14 protein-coding genes are annotated in these 16,122 nt (G+C 56.4%); 4 read left to right on the forward strand and 10 right to left on the reverse strand.

The genetic code is table 11. The features are described 5' to 3' along the window. Positions 1-195: 195 nt before the first annotated feature. The gene (locus E5K03_RS08465; RefSeq protein ID WP_138006429.1) at positions 196-540 is read right to left on the reverse strand and encodes a DUF5798 family protein; all 345 of its coding nucleotides are present in this window, start codon (positions 538-540) and stop codon (positions 196-198) included. A gap of 121 nt (positions 541-661) precedes the next feature. Here E5K03_RS08465 and surE point away from each other — a divergent pair, with 121 nt between their 5' ends. Further along, the gene (surE, locus tag E5K03_RS08470) at positions 662-1,441 is read left to right on the forward strand and encodes a 5'/3'-nucleotidase SurE (RefSeq protein WP_138006430.1); all 780 of its coding nucleotides are present in this window, start codon (positions 662-664) and stop codon (positions 1,439-1,441) included. A 66-nt stretch (positions 1,442-1,507) separates the two neighbouring features. On the opposite strand, the gene E5K03_RS08475 is transcribed toward surE, so the two are convergent. From E5K03_RS08475 to E5K03_RS08510, 8 genes are all read right to left on the reverse strand, one after another. Then, positions 1,508-2,221 carry an endonuclease III domain-containing protein gene (locus E5K03_RS08475; protein WP_138006431.1) on the reverse strand — a complete coding sequence of 238 codons (714 nt, stop codon included), beginning with the start codon at positions 2,219-2,221 and terminating at the stop codon, positions 1,508-1,510. 151 nt (positions 2,222-2,372) lie between these two features. Beyond that, entirely contained in the window at positions 2,373-3,107 is a 735-nt protein-coding gene (locus tag E5K03_RS08480) for an AAA family ATPase (RefSeq protein WP_138006432.1), read from the reverse strand. After that, on the reverse strand, positions 3,104-4,216 hold the full coding sequence (locus E5K03_RS08485; RefSeq protein WP_138006433.1) for a signal peptidase I: 1,113 nt from the start codon (positions 4,214-4,216) through the stop codon (positions 3,104-3,106). The genes E5K03_RS08480 and E5K03_RS08485 overlap by 4 nt, the downstream gene beginning before the upstream one ends. Beyond that, positions 4,213-5,286 carry a hypothetical protein gene (locus E5K03_RS08490; protein ID WP_138006434.1) on the reverse strand — a complete coding sequence of 358 codons (1,074 nt, stop codon included), beginning with the start codon at positions 5,284-5,286 and terminating at the stop codon, positions 4,213-4,215. The genes E5K03_RS08485 and E5K03_RS08490 overlap by 4 nt, the downstream gene beginning before the upstream one ends. Beyond that, entirely contained in the window at positions 5,283-6,044 is a 762-nt protein-coding gene (locus tag E5K03_RS08495) for a hypothetical protein (protein ID WP_138006435.1), read from the reverse strand. The genes E5K03_RS08490 and E5K03_RS08495 overlap by 4 nt, the downstream gene beginning before the upstream one ends. A 348-nt stretch (positions 6,045-6,392) precedes the next feature. Next, positions 6,393-8,144: a SipW-dependent-type signal peptide-containing protein gene (locus tag E5K03_RS17540; RefSeq protein ID WP_240729979.1), complete on the reverse strand. Its 1,752-nt coding sequence runs from the start codon at positions 8,142-8,144 to the stop codon at positions 6,393-6,395. Positions 8,145-8,275: 131 nt separating this feature from the next. Further along, on the reverse strand, positions 8,276-9,901 hold the full coding sequence (locus tag E5K03_RS17545; RefSeq protein ID WP_240729980.1) for a SipW-dependent-type signal peptide-containing protein: 1,626 nt from the start codon (positions 9,899-9,901) through the stop codon (positions 8,276-8,278). 89 nt (positions 9,902-9,990) lie between these two features. Beyond that, positions 9,991-11,289 (reverse strand): choice-of-anchor W domain-containing protein, encoded by a 1,299-nt coding sequence (locus tag E5K03_RS08510; RefSeq protein WP_138006436.1) that lies wholly within the window; start codon positions 11,287-11,289, stop codon positions 9,991-9,993. A 371-nt stretch (positions 11,290-11,660) separates the two neighbouring features. Here E5K03_RS08510 and E5K03_RS08515 point away from each other — a divergent pair, with 371 nt between their 5' ends. Both E5K03_RS08515 and E5K03_RS08520 read left to right on the forward strand, forming a co-directional pair. Next, positions 11,661-12,203: a DUF7344 domain-containing protein gene (locus E5K03_RS08515; RefSeq protein ID WP_138006437.1), complete on the forward strand. Its 543-nt coding sequence runs from the start codon at positions 11,661-11,663 to the stop codon at positions 12,201-12,203. A gap of 232 nt (positions 12,204-12,435) precedes the next feature. After that, positions 12,436-13,554: an acyltransferase family protein gene (locus E5K03_RS08520; protein ID WP_205742977.1), complete on the forward strand. Its 1,119-nt coding sequence runs from the start codon at positions 12,436-12,438 to the stop codon at positions 13,552-13,554. A gap of 85 nt (positions 13,555-13,639) precedes the next feature. Here the strand turns inward: E5K03_RS08520 and E5K03_RS08525 are convergent, their stop codons facing one another. Continuing rightward, on the reverse strand, positions 13,640-14,431 hold the full coding sequence (locus E5K03_RS08525) for a helix-turn-helix transcriptional regulator (RefSeq protein WP_171006642.1): 792 nt from the start codon (positions 14,429-14,431) through the stop codon (positions 13,640-13,642). A gap of 111 nt (positions 14,432-14,542) precedes the next feature. On the opposite strand from E5K03_RS08525, the gene E5K03_RS08530 reads away from it, so the two are divergent. Next, positions 14,543-16,120 carry a class I adenylate-forming enzyme family protein gene (locus E5K03_RS08530; protein ID WP_171006643.1) on the forward strand — a complete coding sequence of 526 codons (1,578 nt, stop codon included), beginning with the start codon at positions 14,543-14,545 and terminating at the stop codon, positions 16,118-16,120. The last annotated feature ends 2 nt before the right edge of the window (positions 16,121-16,122 follow it).

The following is a 16,122-nucleotide window of genomic DNA, read 5'->3' on the forward strand; positions in this document are numbered from 1 at the left end:
TGTCACAAAACCCTCCTGAACGTTCGTATAGACCGTGTTTGAGGGCCATGTGACTCTTGTACCTTCGCTACAGGTACTAGTAATACTTTCGAGTATAAATCATACCATTAGATACTGTTTACTTCTACTTTTTGTAGCTGTTACGCAACCCTGAAGCTCATCGTTGGCTGGCCTCGGGGTCGTTTTATAATATTCTTAGGTGTGTCCCGAAGTATCGTCTTCTTCAGCGTCGGTAATCTCGTCTGTGTCGGATTTATTCGAGTCAGATTCGTTACTAGCTTCGGCGTCAGTCTCAGCTTCGGTAATATGTGCGTCGGCCTGTACTCGATCGAGGTCGATATCGAGTTCTTCAGCGATCGCAGTGAGTATTGCCCGCTGTTCGACGATCTCTGATTCGAGCGTCTGTACCTTCTCGCCGGTCGTTTGTACCGTTTGTTGTGTGCTTTCGACCTGCACGCGGAGATCATTAAGCCGTTGGTACATCTGTTCGGCGGTGTCGGCGATCGACTGAATCTTTTTTGTCGTGCTTCCAAGCCCCATACTCCTATTGTCTCGGTGCTCCTTTGTGTTCCTTCCGGGTTTACTTCGGAGACCGCATGGAGGGTTATTTTTCATTTTCAGGTAGCGGTGTGTTTTTTATCCCACCGTGCAACCGACATACATGGACGATCCTCGGATTCTCTTGACTAACGACGACGGTATCGACAGTGTCGGGTTTGCGGCCACCTACGATGCGCTCTCTGCGGTCGGCGACGTCGTTGCGGTCGCCCCGCTTGACGATCAAAGCGCCGTCGGCCGGTCGATGTCTCACGAAGTACGTGTGCACGATCATCGCCTCGGCTACGCAGTCGAAGGCACCCCAGCGGACTGCGTCGTCGCAGGCCTGAGTACCCTGACACCGGACGTCGACATAGTCGTCTCAGGCTGTAACAAGGGAGCGAATCTCGGTTCGTACGTGCTCGGTCGGTCAGGAACGGTTAGTGCCGCTGTCGAGGCGGCGTACTTCGGTGTGCCAGCGATCGCCGTGTCGCTGTATATTCCCAGTGATCAAGATTGGGAATCGGGAGCAATAGAGCCAGAGGAGTATCGGAACGCGACAGACGCTGCGGCGTATTTTGTTCGACAATCGGCTTCCCGCGGCGTCTTCGAGCAGGTTGACTATCTAAACATCAACGCACCGTTGTACGACGGCGAATCCGCGCCAATTGCGGTTACCGAGCCTTCTGGATTCTACGATATGGGCGCAGAACGAGACGGTGACGTGATCTCGATCGAAGACCACATTTGGGGCCGAATGCGCAATGGTAATTTGCCCGACCCAGAGGGGACCGATCGACGCGCCGTCTACAACGGAACGGTTAGCGTCTCACCGCTCACCGCACCACACACCGCCAGCCACCACGACGCGCTTGACGAACTGGTCGCAGCGTACCATGCGTGAGACGCTTTCCTCGATCGATTTGCGTCCGATCTGGCGACTCGAACTGTGAACTGATTACCAGCTCGATCAGTCTCCGCTCGTCGGTGCGCAGCCTTCACACTCGCAGTATCGCTCACAAACGGGATTGTCACAGTCTGGGCTCCGCGCTGAACAGTACGTCCGCCCGTGGCGGATCAACAGCACATGGAGCGGATAGATTAGCTCGTCTGGAACGAGTTCGTCAAGTATGTCGTGTGCTCGCCCGTTCGAGGCGGATTCAGAGACGAGTCCGAACCGCTTTGAGACCCGCTCGACGTGGGTATCGACCGCCATCGTCGGCTTTCCGAAATGAAAGTTTAACACGACGCTGGCTGTCTTCGGGCCCACGCCTTTGATATCAGTCAGCCAGTCTTTCGCTTCGGCAGTCGGCATTGCGTCAAGGAACGCAAGCGAGTAGGCCCCACCAGTCTCTTCGCGGATCGCCGCCAGCGATCGCTGGATTCGGCGGGCTTTTTGATTGGCAAGTCCGGCGACGCGGATCGTCTCTTTCAGCTCCTCGTGGTCGGCTGCCTCGATCGCCGCAAAGTCATCATATCTGTTAAACAGCGCTTCGGCCGCGCGGGTCGTGTTCTGATCTGCAACGTTCTGTGAGAGGATTGTTGTCACCAACTGCCGGACGCCCTCTCCCGGATCGGCGGTCGGATCTGCGCCGTGTTCGGCTACCCGATCGACCGGCTCGTACAGCGATACGAGATCGTCGTGCAGGGCACGAATCTGCGTCTCGTCACACATCTGAGACATGCAATTACTAGACCTGCAGGCGACTTCAGAATGACGGCTGTAAGATACGCGCAATTGTACTTACGACTGAAGGGTGACTATTCATATCCGATCGTGCGATCAGAATCTGGGCCCCGAACAATGGCGAAAAACTGATTGTCAGATACCGTAGTTATTCGTCTTCGCCGTCGTCCTCATCGCTATCTTCGCCCTCATCCTCATCACTGTCTTCGCCGTCGTCCTCATCGCTGTCTTCGCTATCTTCCTCATCGCTATCTTCGCCATCGTCCTCGTCGCTATCTTCGCCATCGTCCTCGTCGCTATCTTCGCCATCGTCCTCGTCGCTATCTTCGCCGTCGTCCTCGTCGCTGTCTTCGCTGTCGTCCTCATCGCTGTCTTCGCTGTCGTCCTCATCGCTATCTTCGCCGTCAGGATCTTGATCTTCCTCTTCGGAATTTTCTTTGCCGTCTTTTTTGTCCTCGCTTTCTCTGTCTTCCCCGTCCTCTTCACTCTCATTTCCGTCATCCCCTTCATCATCCTTCTCTTCGCCCTCTAGGCCATCACCATCTTCACTCTCTTCACTCTCTTCATCATCGCCATCTTCACTCCCATCTCCGTCCTCTTGGTCACCTTTGTCGCGGTCTTTTTCATCGTCCTTTGTTCTATCTTCGTCATCATCTTCTCCCTCCAGGTCTTTGTCAGCTTTTTCACTCTCGTTTTGGTTACCCTCTTCGGCGTCTGTTCTTTGATCGGCCTCTTCGGTGGGTTCGAACGAATCGTTTGTCGAGAACTGTATATCAGTCTGACCGCCATCAGTCAGATACGACACGGTACTGGCACTCCCACCAAACGCAGCGAGAAACAGAATCACCGCTACGGCAATCACACTGATCATCGTGCGGTTCATTTCGGTGCCTCCTCTCTATCCCAGTCCTCTCTCTGTTCGACGACTTCACTGCTCTCCGATTCCTCCTCAGTAGCACCTGCCGTAAAATCGACGCCTCCATCAGTCGTCTGGGGACTCTGCTCTCCGGCAGCTTGTTCTGCAGGTCTCTGCCGATCGTGGGGCGCCTCAGTAACGTGGTCTAAATCAGACCGACTACGTGACTGCATCGCATAGAATATTGACGAAAGACGGACTCCCAACGCGATAAGGAACGTTATCGTATTGCCGACCGCCACACCGATCGTCAGGGCGGTCGTCACATTGAGCGCGATATACACATTGTATCCGGCGAAGACTCCGAGTATGAGTGTCGAAACCGTGAGATCGGTTGCGGTTATTGTCAGCTCATTAACCGAGTCGTCGGCCTGGTGTTGGTCTGATTCTACGGGCGTTGGAGCGACCGTCACCTGCTCGGCAGACGGTTCGTACGTGGGTGCGCCGAGGGGTGCCTCGCCACCTACGTCAGTTGGACTGCCGCCTATCGGAGAATGCGGTGGGTCGACTCCAGCCGGCCGATCGTCATCTGCAGGTGGTACTGATTTGGTGCGCTCGCTCGATGTGGAATCGCTCGATAAACCTTTGTTTCGCACGATCGACCAAGCCTCAGTGATCAACAAGAGGCCAAACGGCACCACGACGAGAAGCACGAACCCCAGAGTCGAACTGGCAAACTGAGTCACGTACCCGATGAATGGGATAGTGAGAATTACCGCACCGATGAGCTGTTCAGGTGAAACGGTCCCCGAATCGGGGTCGTCGTTGGCGTCCCCTTGCGTTTCGAATTCGGGACCGTTGGTGGTTTCCTCAACGTCAATAACGCGGTGGGTTGTGGGTGTGTTCTCATCTCCACGATAAAACGTAATAACATCACCCTCGGCGATCGTCGCGGGATCCTGTTCAGCAACGATGACGACGTCACCGGGAGAAATCGCTGGCGTCATGCTCGCAGTGAGCACGACGTAGCTCGCATCGGCACCGATCACCCACGGAGCCGCGTAAATAACGAACGGAACCACCAGTGCAATCAACAGCAATACTCCAATCGTTTTGGTGATCTTCGCGTGATTCATTTCTTTGATCCCCCAGAACAGCTATTTTTCGCCGACGGAGCTACCGAACAGAGCGAATTTCCGTCGGTATCCGCTGCTGAGACGACAGTCAGTGTGTAGGTATTCCCATCGTGTTCGCCTGTGATCTGCAGTCCCGGACCGAATGGCGCAGAACAGCTGATATGGAAACAGGCGATCGTCTCTTGCTCGGCGATGAAATCGATATCTGGGCCATAGTTTGTCTCGCCATGGAAATCAGCAGTAATCGTGTCACCCGACGAAACAGTTTCACTGAGCACCGAATCTCCTTGACTAGCCCGTTTACCCTTCCCGTTCTTTGAGCCCGTACTCCCTTGGGCTAACTCGACAGTCGTCTCAGGGCCATCGTATTCGAAGGCCGCACGAGCGATTTTATTCCCGTCACCCTCGCCGCATTCCAGACACGGTTCTTCGCACGAAGACGCGCCGAACGGATTCATCCTCGAGTCGTTGTGCCGACACTGCTCTGCGCGGAATTCGAACCGTGCACTCGTCTCTGTGCTTTCGAGAGTCGAACGCACCTCGTTGGGAAGGTTGTACTCGATCTGTAGTCCGTACTCGTCGTCAGCAGTGAGACACTCTTCACCGACGGGGGTAAGCTGGACGCCGTCGGCAAGTTGTTTTTGAACCGTTGATAACGATCCCTCGACATCCTCGCCGTCTGGATCTTTGAGGACATGGCCATCGAACAAGAGGCGTATCTCCACATTGTTCGCCAGTCCCGCAGGGTCGGGACAGGCCGTCCGAAGCCACACCCAGCCGTCATTGTCTTCGACAGTGATCGTAACGGTCTCGTCTCCCGAATCTCCGGGCGTGAGATCAGAGACACTCAGCACCACCGTCCGCTGATCTATGCCGCAGTTTTCGCCCTCACAATCGAGTGAGAGCCCAAACGTACCGGTCACGATCGAATTATCGTCAAAACGCTCACGATCGAGAAGGTTCGCACCCGTGGCCGCGCCGGTCAACGCGCCGGCTGCACTGGCGCTGCCGACAAGCCCGAGAATTTGTCGTCGGCTCAATCCCGATGAATCCGATCCAAGAGGGCTCATGTGTTGTCTCCGTTGTTGAAGGGGCTGGTTTGGTCCTCACAGTACGTCAGTCCGAAGTCCAGGGCAAAGTCGACGCCAGTGCCCTGATAGTCGTTCCCAACTGTCTTTGGAAGGCTCCACGTGAACCCCAGACAGAGCCGCTCGTCCGCCTCAAGACAGGCAAGACGTGCTCCGTTGGACAGGTCGGTAGCGGTAAACACCTCTCGGAGCGTTCCTGAACTGATCGAATCGTCTCCGATTCCATTCTCGCCGTCACACCCACCAATATCTGCAAAGCCCGTGTCGTACCACAGTTCGACTTTGATGACGTTGGCAAGTCCACTCACGTCAGTCAACCGAGGACGGAACCACGCGGCGACCTCGTCGGTCTCGTTGGTGTCATCGATCTCAGGAGTGAGGCCGACGTGGAGACTGCCATTGTCGCCAGGAAGGATGTTCGATTCGTCGATCGCCGGGCCGTTTCGATCGGGTATCTCGATCGGTGATTCAGCCCAGTTGTCGGTCCCGTTGTGTGCGTCGTCAGGAGTCTCGCTCACAAGCGCGCCGTTGTACTCCTGTCGCCACGCGATCCGCAACGATGGATTACTTCCATCAGAGTCATCCCCGTCAGATTCCGTTTGGGCGTACGTATAGTGGGTGTGCGTCGGCTTATTCGCAGAGACCTGCGTTAGCAGTGATGTGCCGCCGTACAGGAGTCCACCGGCTGTCGCGGTTCCCAGCAGTTGGCGGCGAGTGAGTGGCGGTTCCCAGTCAGTCATCGCTCTCCCTCCGGTTCAACGCAGGTGCCTGCTGACCGACAGTCCGCGATCGCGGTCTCATTCATTCGTTGAACTGTCTTGATATCGTTTAGGTAACAACTGCCTTCTGGATCTACACCCCGGTTCAGGGCATCATTGTAGCTGTTTAGCATGTGTCTAAAAAGGAAAAAAGACGACCGATCAAAGCCGTTCTTGAGGGCATACAGCACTGGTGTGCGATTCATATCGGTTGGGTTGTCTGGATGTGTTCGGTGGAATGTCTATTTCCGAGCAGATCCGTTTTATCAGGGTTTGAGTGCAGGTGCTTCGATCCTAGGTGGCGTTGTTCCGGGAATCGGAGTATTGCGGTCAGTCACTCGACGGTCCACTTGGATCGTCGTTGTGGCGACACTGCTCCGTATAGAATCCGACATCGAAACTCAGCGAGTCTCCCTGAATCTCGTTTTCGACATCTCTTGGGATCCACCACGCGAAGCCGATATACCGGGTGAACCCGGGTTGGAAGCATTCCTTGATGCCGAGGTCATCAAGCTGAACCCCATCTTCGAGCGCATCAAGATCGTCTCCAAGCGTTCCTCCATCACCGACTGTGAATTCCTGTTCACAGAGTGCTCCGGTTGTCAGGTCGCCGTAGGTGTGATCGGTGAGATCGCCGTCAAACTCGTAGCGCTCCTGGACTGTCCCGTCCAGATCGAACTCGATGATTTCAGTATTTTCTGTCACAGATGCGACAAAGTTACCACGCCCTGACTCACTGATCGCCAGCCCCGTCAGATCTTCGCCGGTTTCGAGTTCGGCGACCTCGATCACATCTCCGGTCAGGAGGTTCACAGTGTAGAGGGCGTTGTCAGCGTTTGTGTAGAGGTACAGTTGCCCACTGGAGGCGAACACGTTGTCCGCGCCCTCAATATCGATATCCAGGTCAAACTGATCGGTTACCTCGACGGTATCTGCGTCTGGGTCGGCGATTTCGAACAACGTATCGTCATTATGACTTCCGATCCAGAGCCGTCCGTCGGTATCAACGGCAGCCTGCGTAATCTTGTTAAGCGCCTCATCGCTATCGATCGGCACATACTCCAGGTCGCCGTTGTCGGTATCGTATCTCGCCAGCCCCTCACCGGACTCCGCAACCGCGTAGATCGTCGCCCCGTCAGTCGAAGCCGCAATGTGGGTCTTCGCGAAGTCGAGATCATCCGCATTTTTGTCGTTATCACCAAGATCCACCAGTTTGTCTGTCGTTGCTGTTGCGATCCCGTTGTCGACGGCGAGTTCCACCTTGTACAGCGTCGAGGGGTCATTCGCGCTGTGATTGGTCATGTAGAGAACGCCCTCGCAGTCCGTGCGGTTGAACACGTTGTCGCCGTCGTCGTACCACCAAACGGTCTGAACGTAATCGGCGAGGTTGGCTGTATTATCCGAGTCAACAGCCTCTTCGGGTTCAGTCAGGGTGCCACCGTCCTCATCGACGAGTTCGCCGGTGAGCCAGACGTACCCCGGATTGTCACAGATGTGGTAGCTCAGTGTGAGTTCACCGAAGTCACCCGGTTTCACGTCGTCAAGGTGGACAAGGGGATGGCGCTCTCCGTCGCTGTTTGTATCCGCGTTGTCGGTTCGCCCGATCCCATTGCTGTCCGGTTCGAGATCCTCCGGCAGGTCTGCGCCGTCTCGGCAGGGATCGAACACGTCGTGCTCGAACGCGTCGCCCACGATCTCCTGTCGCCCGTCGTCGTTCGGGTCCGGGAATGCCTCGATCGCGGTGTTGGTCATGTAGTCACCAAGATCGTCCTTGTGAATCCACAGCAGCGGATCGGTGGGATTGGGAAGACCGACGTAGTCCTCGTCGTCTCCCGGTTCCGATCGACGGACGTCGAGCCCCTCTGTCGGATTATCGAAGCCGTACAGCTGTGGGTAGTTGTAGTGTTCTTCCCAGTCGACATTGAGATCGAGCTGGCCGGCTTCGAGCGAGTTGTCCTCAAAGGACTCCTCGTCGCTGAAGTACGCACTCGTTCCCAATCCGGCGCCCGTCGAAGCGACACCGATCGCTCCGAGGCCGCCGAGTAATTTCCGTCGTGATAGTCCGTATTTGCCGCTTGTCATGTGTGTTCCCCTCCTGGGGAAACCCACCGACGGAATCGAACCGCCGAAGCACCAGTGCTCCACGTTATCCGCGGGGCCGGTACGCACCAGCGTGGGTGGAAGTGATCGGAAGGCCGTGTGAGCGTGTCAAACTAGTTATCCGCCTCCATATCCCGGGGATCCGGATTGTCGTTGTGGCGGCACTGCTCGGTGTAGAACGATAAGTCAAACATGACCGAGTCGGTCTGGATCTCGTTGCCGACGTCAGTCGGGACCCACCACTCGAAGCCAATGTAGGCGGTTGTTGAGTTCAGGAAGCAGCGATCGCCGTTCTCAACGGGTGGAATCTCGCCGTTGTCACCGTTATCGCCGTTATCTCCGTTTTCACCGTCTCCGACCGGACAACAGACATCGATGTTGCTGATCTCTTGACCGGTCGGCGTCGAAAACGTCACCGTGTCGAGGATCACAGGCTCGTCGAAGAGATACACGTTTTCGCCCTTATTGCCGCCCTTTACGCTAACGACGCGAACCGGGCCGGCCGTGGAGAGCGTAATTTCGCCGTTTTCTTGATTGAAATCAGTAACGGTGAAATTTGTACAACCGCTGTAGGTCGTCTCACTTTCGAGATTCCCCGCTTCGACGGCGGATCCGACGAGATCGATGCCGAAAATCGACTCGTAGTGTCCGCAGTCGTAGTTTCGTGGACCGCCTGCACCGGAGATATCCGAATCGGTAAACTCCTCGTCGTCTGTTGTCACATAAAGTGTGTAGTTGTCCCCGTCGAGGCTTTCAACGACGTTTGTATCGCCGTTGTCTTCGACGCCCTCGTCGGCTTCTTGAATTTTTGACGCTGACATCGGCTCGGGGTCGAGCATTAACATTTCGTTTTCGAGAACCGAGAGAACGCTACGCAGGGACCCACTCGCCAGGACGAATTCACCCGCCCCGAGGACGTTATCGCCTTCGCCGGAGTCCTTGTCATCCGGATCGGCTCCGTAAGCGCCGTCTGCTCCCGTGTCGTACCAGACGGCGGCGTGGATTTCATCGAGCAATTCGACGACATCCTCTTGTTCGTTCTCACTTTCGCCCTCGGGTTCGGTCACGCCGTTCTCACTGGCGTCCTCGAGTGCACCGGTCAGCCAGACGTAGCCGGGGTTTCCACACAGGTGAAAACTAAGAGTGGCCTCGCCGAAGTCGCCGGGCTTCACGTCGCTGATGTTGATCAGCGGATCGCCGGCCACGGTGGTTTGGGGATTCGGGCCGTCGCCGAGGGTGACCCCGCCGTCGACTCCTGCACCGGTGCGATACGGATGACTCAGAGCATCGTCGAGATCGGCCGGTAACTCACAGATGGAGTCGTCGAGGAAGACCTGTTGGCCGTCGTAGTCGTCGGCTTCGATCTCCTCTGGGGCTTCCTCCGGGTCGAATTCCGGAAACGCCTCGATCGCTGTGTTGGCCATGAACTGAGCCGAATCGTCGACGTATATCGTCTTCTCTTCGTCCGATGCCGCCGACGGAAACCCGATATATCCGGAGTCCGGGTCCGTACTGATATCGACGCCATCCGTTTCGTCATCGGACCCGTCGTAGTAGTGCTCTGTCCAGTCGACCTTGAGATCTAGCTCTCCAGCGGTCAGGGTGTTGTTCTCGAATGACTCCTCGTCGCTGAAGTAGGCACTCGTGCCGAGCCCTGCACCCGCTGAAGCGACGCCGATCGCTCCGAGGCCGCCGAGTAGTTTTCGCCGAGACAGACCGAATGTATTGCCGTTCGTCATTCATGATCCCCTCTAAGGGAAACCCACCGGCGGAGTCGAACCGCCGAAGTTCCGGTGTGGGTTAGTAATTGGTCAGGAACCGATTCCAATCAGACGTCGACGCGGAACCCGAGTTCCTCACGCGAGGGCTCGTCGTCCCATTCGAACGTCACGTCGCCGGAGATGACGTCACCTTCCTGCAAGGTCGCACCTTCGAGGATGATGTGGTTCGTCTCCTCTTCGGCGCTGACGCTCGTCGCCCCTGACGGGGTGCTCCCGTTGACCATGATATTCTCAACAGTCACGATCGCGTCTTCCTTGGACGATTTAGCCGTCACACCGACGCCATCTGCCATCGGGATCGGGGCATCCTCGACTGTGACCTCGTTACCGTCGACGCTCCAGATCGCGTCGCCGTTTTCGATCGTCAGCTCGAACGGTACATCTTGGCTGTTGGGCCACGCAAAGTTCTCGTTGCCAGAGTGGACTGGCGTGTCGTCAGGCAGCCGGATATCGAGCTCCCGGTTCGCCGCACCGCCTCCGTCGCCGTAGATCCCACGCGCGTGCCAGCTGGCGTCCTCAAGCTCGTCTTCAAGCTTGGCGAAGTCTTCACCTTCGCGGCCAGTAACGCAGGGATTGTTCGTTCCGTCGTTGTGCCGCGACTGCTCAGCGTAGAACGACAGATCGAAGCCAACCGAATCCGTCTGGATCTCGTTCCCAACTTCTTCGGGGTCGATTTCCCAGTCGAGTAGAACACAGATATCGTTCTGTTCTCCGTCGGAATCGTTGCCCTCGAACGGGTTGCGATCATCGACCGGATTCTCGGCACCCTCGCCGTCGAGTGGAACACCATTGCGGAGTGCAAGCAGTGCCCCCCGGAGCGTCCCGTCGAAGATTTCACTCTCTTCGGAGTCACCATCCTGGTCATAATAGTACAGCGTCGCTTCGATCGAGTCGGCGAGTTCGCCTCTGCCTTCGCCGGGGTCACCGCCTGTGTCGTCGACCTCCGCTTCCGGCTCAGTTCTGCCGTTCTCGTTGTTCTCCGTCAGCTCACCGCACATCCACATGTACGCGTCGTTATCGACGATCGAGAAGGAGAACTCGAGCTCACCGGAATCGCCCGGTTTGACGTCCTCCAATCCGTAGCTGACAGACGCTCCGTCGGACTCATCGCCTTGGACCGTTCCTGAATCAGTGTATTCACCGAGTTTCTCGCCCTGGTCTGCATAAAAGTCGTAGTGGACGTACAGGTCCAACTCCCCGGCCTCTAAGCTATTGTCCTCGAAGCTCTCCTCGTCGCTGAAGAACGCCGTGGTGCCCATCCCCGCTCCCGCAGAGGCAAGGCCAATGATTCCGATTCCACCCAGTGCTTTGCGCCGTGATAGCCCATATCTGTTGTCGTCGTTCATGGTTTGGATTGCTCGACGGCTCGAACAGGAATCGGTCCTGCTGGCCGTCGCAGCACACTTCACCCCCAGTATCCCCACCCATATTAGTATAAGATGGCTGAAATGTTACTGTTGAGTACACAGTCGATCGTAACGTGATATCAGCCGATCAGCGGGCAGTCTGAGCGGATCTTCGTGGAAAATAACGACATCTCAGCGGTATTTTTCGGGTTTCAGGCTTACCCTGTAGACGTCGATCCGCCGGTAGCCAGATGTTTCCAGTATCTTGACTGTCTATAAGACTAACCTATAGCTTCAAGAGAAAATTCAGCAAATACATAACTAACGGTCCTTGACTAGTACGGTCGTTCGTGATCAAGGGTGTACCAGACATGGGGCTCAAGACAGTAGAGACGATCAGTCTTCCACAGTTCAAGGTGTATGAAATCCTGGGAAACCGACGGCGGTTCGAGACGGTCCGCGTCCTCGAGGACGCTGGCGGGAGCGTGTCGGTCGCCGAACTCAGCGAGGCGATCGCCGAGGCTGAAGCCGACGGCGAACCGCCATCGAAGTCCGCCCGCGACAGCGTCTACTCTTCGCTTCACCAGACGCACCTTCCAAAACTCCATGAACTCGGTATTATCCATTACAACCGCGACGCACGAACCGTCAAACCGCTTGATCGCGCGCGCGATCTCAGCCGATACATGGAGGTTGTCACCTACTTTGGGCTAACGTGGGGAGAGTATTACCGGGCTGTTGGTGTCCTCGGACTGTTGACTGTGCTCGCTTCGCTTCTCGAAGTTCCAATTTTTGTACTCATCGACCCGATTTTGCTCTGCAGCATCGTCTTGGGGATCTACGCGATCTCCAGTGCGCACCAGCTGTGGAGCCACCCGATGGAATTCCGTGTGCGTGATCTCTGGAGACGCTGACCGGCAGAAATTGACACTCCGGGATGCGTGTAAATGACCACGGATCGAGTGTTGAGCAAATTGAAGATTTGCAAAAGGCAAAAACGTTCGGTTTCGGAAACCCGTGGAACTCTCGCTGTTATCTTTCGACCGATGTGAGTCGACGCGACAGTCTGAGACGAACCACTATCTGGAACACGAAGGGCAGGCGCATGACGCAATAGTCTTTACTGACTCAGCCGTATCCATGCCAGTGACCGGGCGAATTTACAGCATCGACGCCATGCGAATTATCGCGATCGTTTTCGTCGTTGTGATCCACACCGATCCGTTCCAGGGTGTTAGCACGTACGGAAATATGATCAACTTTGGAACGAAGACGATCTCACGGTTCGCCGTTCCCTTCTTTTTCATCACGTCGGGCTATTTTTTCGCGATCAAAACTGCCGATCGGAATCCCGCAACGTACCTCAAACAGCGGGCCGGCAAACTCACCTCGTTGTATCTCTTTGGGTTGTTGCTCGCGGCACCGATTTTCTTGGCTGGCCGATTGGCCAGAGCAGAGCTTACCGACGAATCGGTCTGGACGACGGCGATCAGTAGTGCGCGTGAATTCCTGAACCCTGCCGAACTCCTCTACTACGGCACCTCGGTCTCTGATATTCTCTGGTTCCTCCCCGCGTTATTCTTTTCACTGCTGTTTGTTTCGCTCGTCGATGAGGTCGGAACCCCAAGCTACGTTCTCCCAGTTGCGCTGGGATTTCACCTCATCGGACTCCTCGGATCGACGTACACCATGTTCGTTGACATCCCATTCGAGACCCGAGATGCCCTGTTCTTTGGCTTTTTTTATACGAGTCTGGGCTACACTATTCGTGTCCGCGACTGGGTGCCAACAGAAAAAACAAGCCGTCCTCTCGTCGGTCTCATCGGATTGTTCATCGCCGTTCAATTCGTCGAGTTCTATCTCCTCGGATACCCACTCCGTGGTGAAGCGTTTGGATCGTACGTGTACGCCCCGAGCTACGGAGTGTCGACAGCCTTGTTGAGCACCGCATTGTTCCTGTATCTCCTCTCGCGGCCGACACTCTTCGCCGAGACACCAGTTCCCAACTGGGGCATCTATGCAGTGGGCATCTACGTTACCCATCCAACTACTTTTGCAATACTCGAATCTATCCGCGAGGCGCTGGAAACAATGGGCTATCCGATCGATTCTCTGGTCAGTTGGCATCTCTTTTTAACACCCGCAACGATCGCTGGCGCACTCGGACTTTACGTTCTTGCACACAGAATTGGACTCATCGAGATCGGCGGTAGCCATTTGCCTGGGGCACCATGGCTCAGGGCCCGTCGATCTGATACAAAATAACGGCTTCTGTCGAGTACTACGAACCCGCCTGTATGAGTGGTAGGCGTGAATAGAACACCGATCGAAACACCATTGACCACAAAAGTTAACTAGAGGCTTCGTTCCAGTCGATACCTGTCGATCGTTCGAGATACCGGTCCACAGTGTCGTTCGCCCACGAAACGACGGCTGGGGTCGTACTTTCGAGCAGGCCTTGGGTTTCTCCGTTCTCGTTACACAAAAAGAGGTGAACAATCTCGTCAAGAACCAAGAGGACGAACCCGATCGGTTCGTCGTACTCTCGCACCGTTGACGAGCCTTCAGCGATCTCTTGCCAGCGTCCTGTTGACTCCTGATCATCGCCGAGCGCCTCGAGATACGAAGCATCCAGCACGCACTCCGCAGTAAACCGACCCGTCACGACACCCTCGTGAATCGCCGCAACGTACTGTGGCGTGGCAGTCCGCGCAACACAGCGAAATTGCGTCGACTCGTGGAGTTTTTTGATGCCGTAGTTGAAGGGCGCGATCGGGTCCATTTTTGTCGGAGTCACGAACTGTGCGTCCGCGAAATCTTTGACGGTGAGGTCCGTCTCCTCCCGTGGAAGGAGTTCGATCGCATCTCCGAGCAATTGGACTACAGTGATGGTGTCGAGAAGTGGAACGAACTGCTCGACGAGGAGCGAACCTGCAGTTGTTATGTTGTAGATGCGTCCGTTCTGTTCGATCCAGCCACGTTCTTCGAGTTCGCGAAGGGTGCGGCCGAGTGTCGATCGGGGTGTTCCCGTCACAGTCGCAAGGTCTCGCCGCTCGTGTGGGCGCTCCGCAAGGGTCTGTAAAATACTCGCCCGTGTCTCCGATCGCGCTACAAAGGCGACGTCGTCGATCGGCGAACCCATGGCATGATATTCATGTTCTCTAATATAAATTTCCCGCCGATCGAGCATCTCCTACGCCGTGGGAATTTCCCGGCAATTGCACTCTTGATGGTTCTCTTCTGTATAATTGGTATGTCTCGAAAGACTGAACCAACCGCAAATACACCCTGGGAACTATTCCGACGAACGGCCATCAGTGCACGAAAAAGCGAGGCTGTCGTCGATATCCGACGCAACGAGCGATTCACCTATCGAGAGCTGCACGAGCACGTCTGTGGATTCATCGGCGCGCTGCGCGATCGCGGAGTCGGTCACGGGGACACGTACGCGACCGTCCTCAAAAACGGCCTAGCGCAGACCAGCGCGATCCTCGCCCCGAGCGCGCTGGGGGCGGTGGTCAACACAGTGAACTACCGACAATCACCAAACGCGATCGCGCACATTATTACCGATTCAGCCGCCCGTGTCGTTGTTTTTGACGAGGCAAATCGCGAGACGATCGCCAAGATACGAGATGACCTCAAGACAGTCGAGGCGTTCCTGTACGTCGGTGATGACCTGCCGGCATGGGCCGACGACTACGACGACGCCGTGGCAAGCCACATCGACGAGCGGCCGCCGTCGCCAGCGTTAGGTCCGTCTGATCCGGTGTACCTCGTGTACACCTCCGGGACCACCGGCGCGCCGAAGGGGTGTCTGTACACGAACCGTCGACTCGTCGAGACGCTCTTGCAGGTCAAAGCACAGTTCCGCCAGCAAGACGAGCGGGCGCTCTCGATCGTCCCACAGCCCCACGCGGCCGGCAGCTTCGGGGGCGGTACGACACCCGTGTTCTTCGGCGGCACAATTGTCACGCTCGCGGACTTCCACCCCATTCACGCCTTAGAGGCGATCGAGCGGGAGTCGCTTACCTACATGCTTGCCGTGCCGGCGATGTTGCAGGCGATGATGGACGCGGGCCCGTCGCGGTTCGAGACAGACTCGCTCGATCGTGTCGTTTCGTTCGGCTCGCCGTTATCGGCGGATCTCGCCCGTCGCGTCGACGACGCCTTCGAGTTGACGTACTTCGGGAACCACATGGGTGCGACCGAAATTGCGTGGTTCTTGACCCAGGATGTCCGCGAGGATCGTGGCGGCGCGGCTTCACCGGGAACCGCCGCAATCAACGTCGAAACGCGTGTTGTCAGGCTAAACGAGGACGGTGACGCTGGGGATCCCGCCGATCGCTGTGCGCCCGGAGAAACTGGAGAGCTCATCGTGAACTCGCCGTACGGCATGGATCGATACCTCAACAGGCCGGATGCGACTGCTGAGGCGTTCCGCGATGGCTGGTACTACACGGGCGATCTCGGCCGGGTCGACAAGGACGGACGGTTCTGGCCCGAAGGGCGAAAGACGAACATGATTATCTCCGGTGGCATCAACGTCTCTGATGTCAATGTCGAGCGTATTCTGGGACAGCATCCAGCTGTCGTTGACGTGGCGGTTGTCGGCGTCCCAGATCAAAAATGGGGCGAGAAGGTCGTCGCGTCGGTTGTCCGAGATCCAGACTCGTCGCTGACAGAAGCGAAACTGCTTGAGTGGTGTCGGGATCGTGACGATCTCGCGGACTTCCAGCGTCCTAAATCGATCGAGTTCGTCGACGCACTGCCGCGGTCGGCCACGGGAAAAGTCCAGAAGTTCAAACTCGAGGACGCAGCCGCATTGTAATC

Origin of the sequence: Halalkalirubrum salinum, assembly GCF_005543295.1 — an archaeon.
Classification (GTDB): Archaea; Halobacteriota; Halobacteria; order Halobacteriales; family Haloferacaceae; genus Halalkalirubrum; species Halalkalirubrum salinum.

What these genes read in the sequence shown, in the direction of transcription:
- E5K03_RS08480 (WP_138006432.1), bottom strand. Translation starts at nt 3,107, where the DNA reads ATGAACCGCACGATGATCAGTGTGATTGCCGTAGCGGTGATTCTGTTT.
- E5K03_RS08525 (WP_171006642.1), bottom strand. Translation starts at nt 14,431, where the DNA reads ATGGGTTCGCCGATCGACGACGTCGCCTTTGTAGCGCGATCGGAGACA.
- E5K03_RS08495 (WP_138006435.1), bottom strand. Translation starts at nt 6,044, where the DNA reads ATGACTGACTGGGAACCGCCACTCACTCGCCGCCAACTGCTGGGAACC.
- E5K03_RS08485 (WP_138006433.1), bottom strand. Translation starts at nt 4,216, where the DNA reads ATGAATCACGCGAAGATCACCAAAACGATTGGAGTATTGCTGTTGATT.
- E5K03_RS17545 (WP_240729980.1), bottom strand. Translation starts at nt 9,901, where the DNA reads ATGACGAACGGCAATACATTCGGTCTGTCTCGGCGAAAACTACTCGGC.
- E5K03_RS08515 (WP_138006437.1), top strand. Translation starts at nt 11,661, where the DNA reads ATGGGGCTCAAGACAGTAGAGACGATCAGTCTTCCACAGTTCAAGGTG.
- E5K03_RS08510 (WP_138006436.1), bottom strand. Translation starts at nt 11,289, where the DNA reads ATGAACGACGACAACAGATATGGGCTATCACGGCGCAAAGCACTGGGT.
- E5K03_RS08490 (WP_138006434.1), bottom strand. Translation starts at nt 5,286, where the DNA reads ATGAGCCCTCTTGGATCGGATTCATCGGGATTGAGCCGACGACAAATT.
- E5K03_RS17540 (WP_240729979.1), bottom strand. Translation starts at nt 8,144, where the DNA reads ATGACAAGCGGCAAATACGGACTATCACGACGGAAATTACTCGGCGGC.
- E5K03_RS08530 (WP_171006643.1), top strand. Translation starts at nt 14,543, where the DNA reads ATGTCTCGAAAGACTGAACCAACCGCAAATACACCCTGGGAACTATTC.
- E5K03_RS08475 (WP_138006431.1), bottom strand. Translation starts at nt 2,221, where the DNA reads ATGTCTCAGATGTGTGACGAGACGCAGATTCGTGCCCTGCACGACGAT.
- E5K03_RS08465 (WP_138006429.1), bottom strand. Translation starts at nt 540, where the DNA reads ATGGGGCTTGGAAGCACGACAAAAAAGATTCAGTCGATCGCCGACACC.
- surE (WP_138006430.1), top strand. Translation starts at nt 662, where the DNA reads ATGGACGATCCTCGGATTCTCTTGACTAACGACGACGGTATCGACAGT.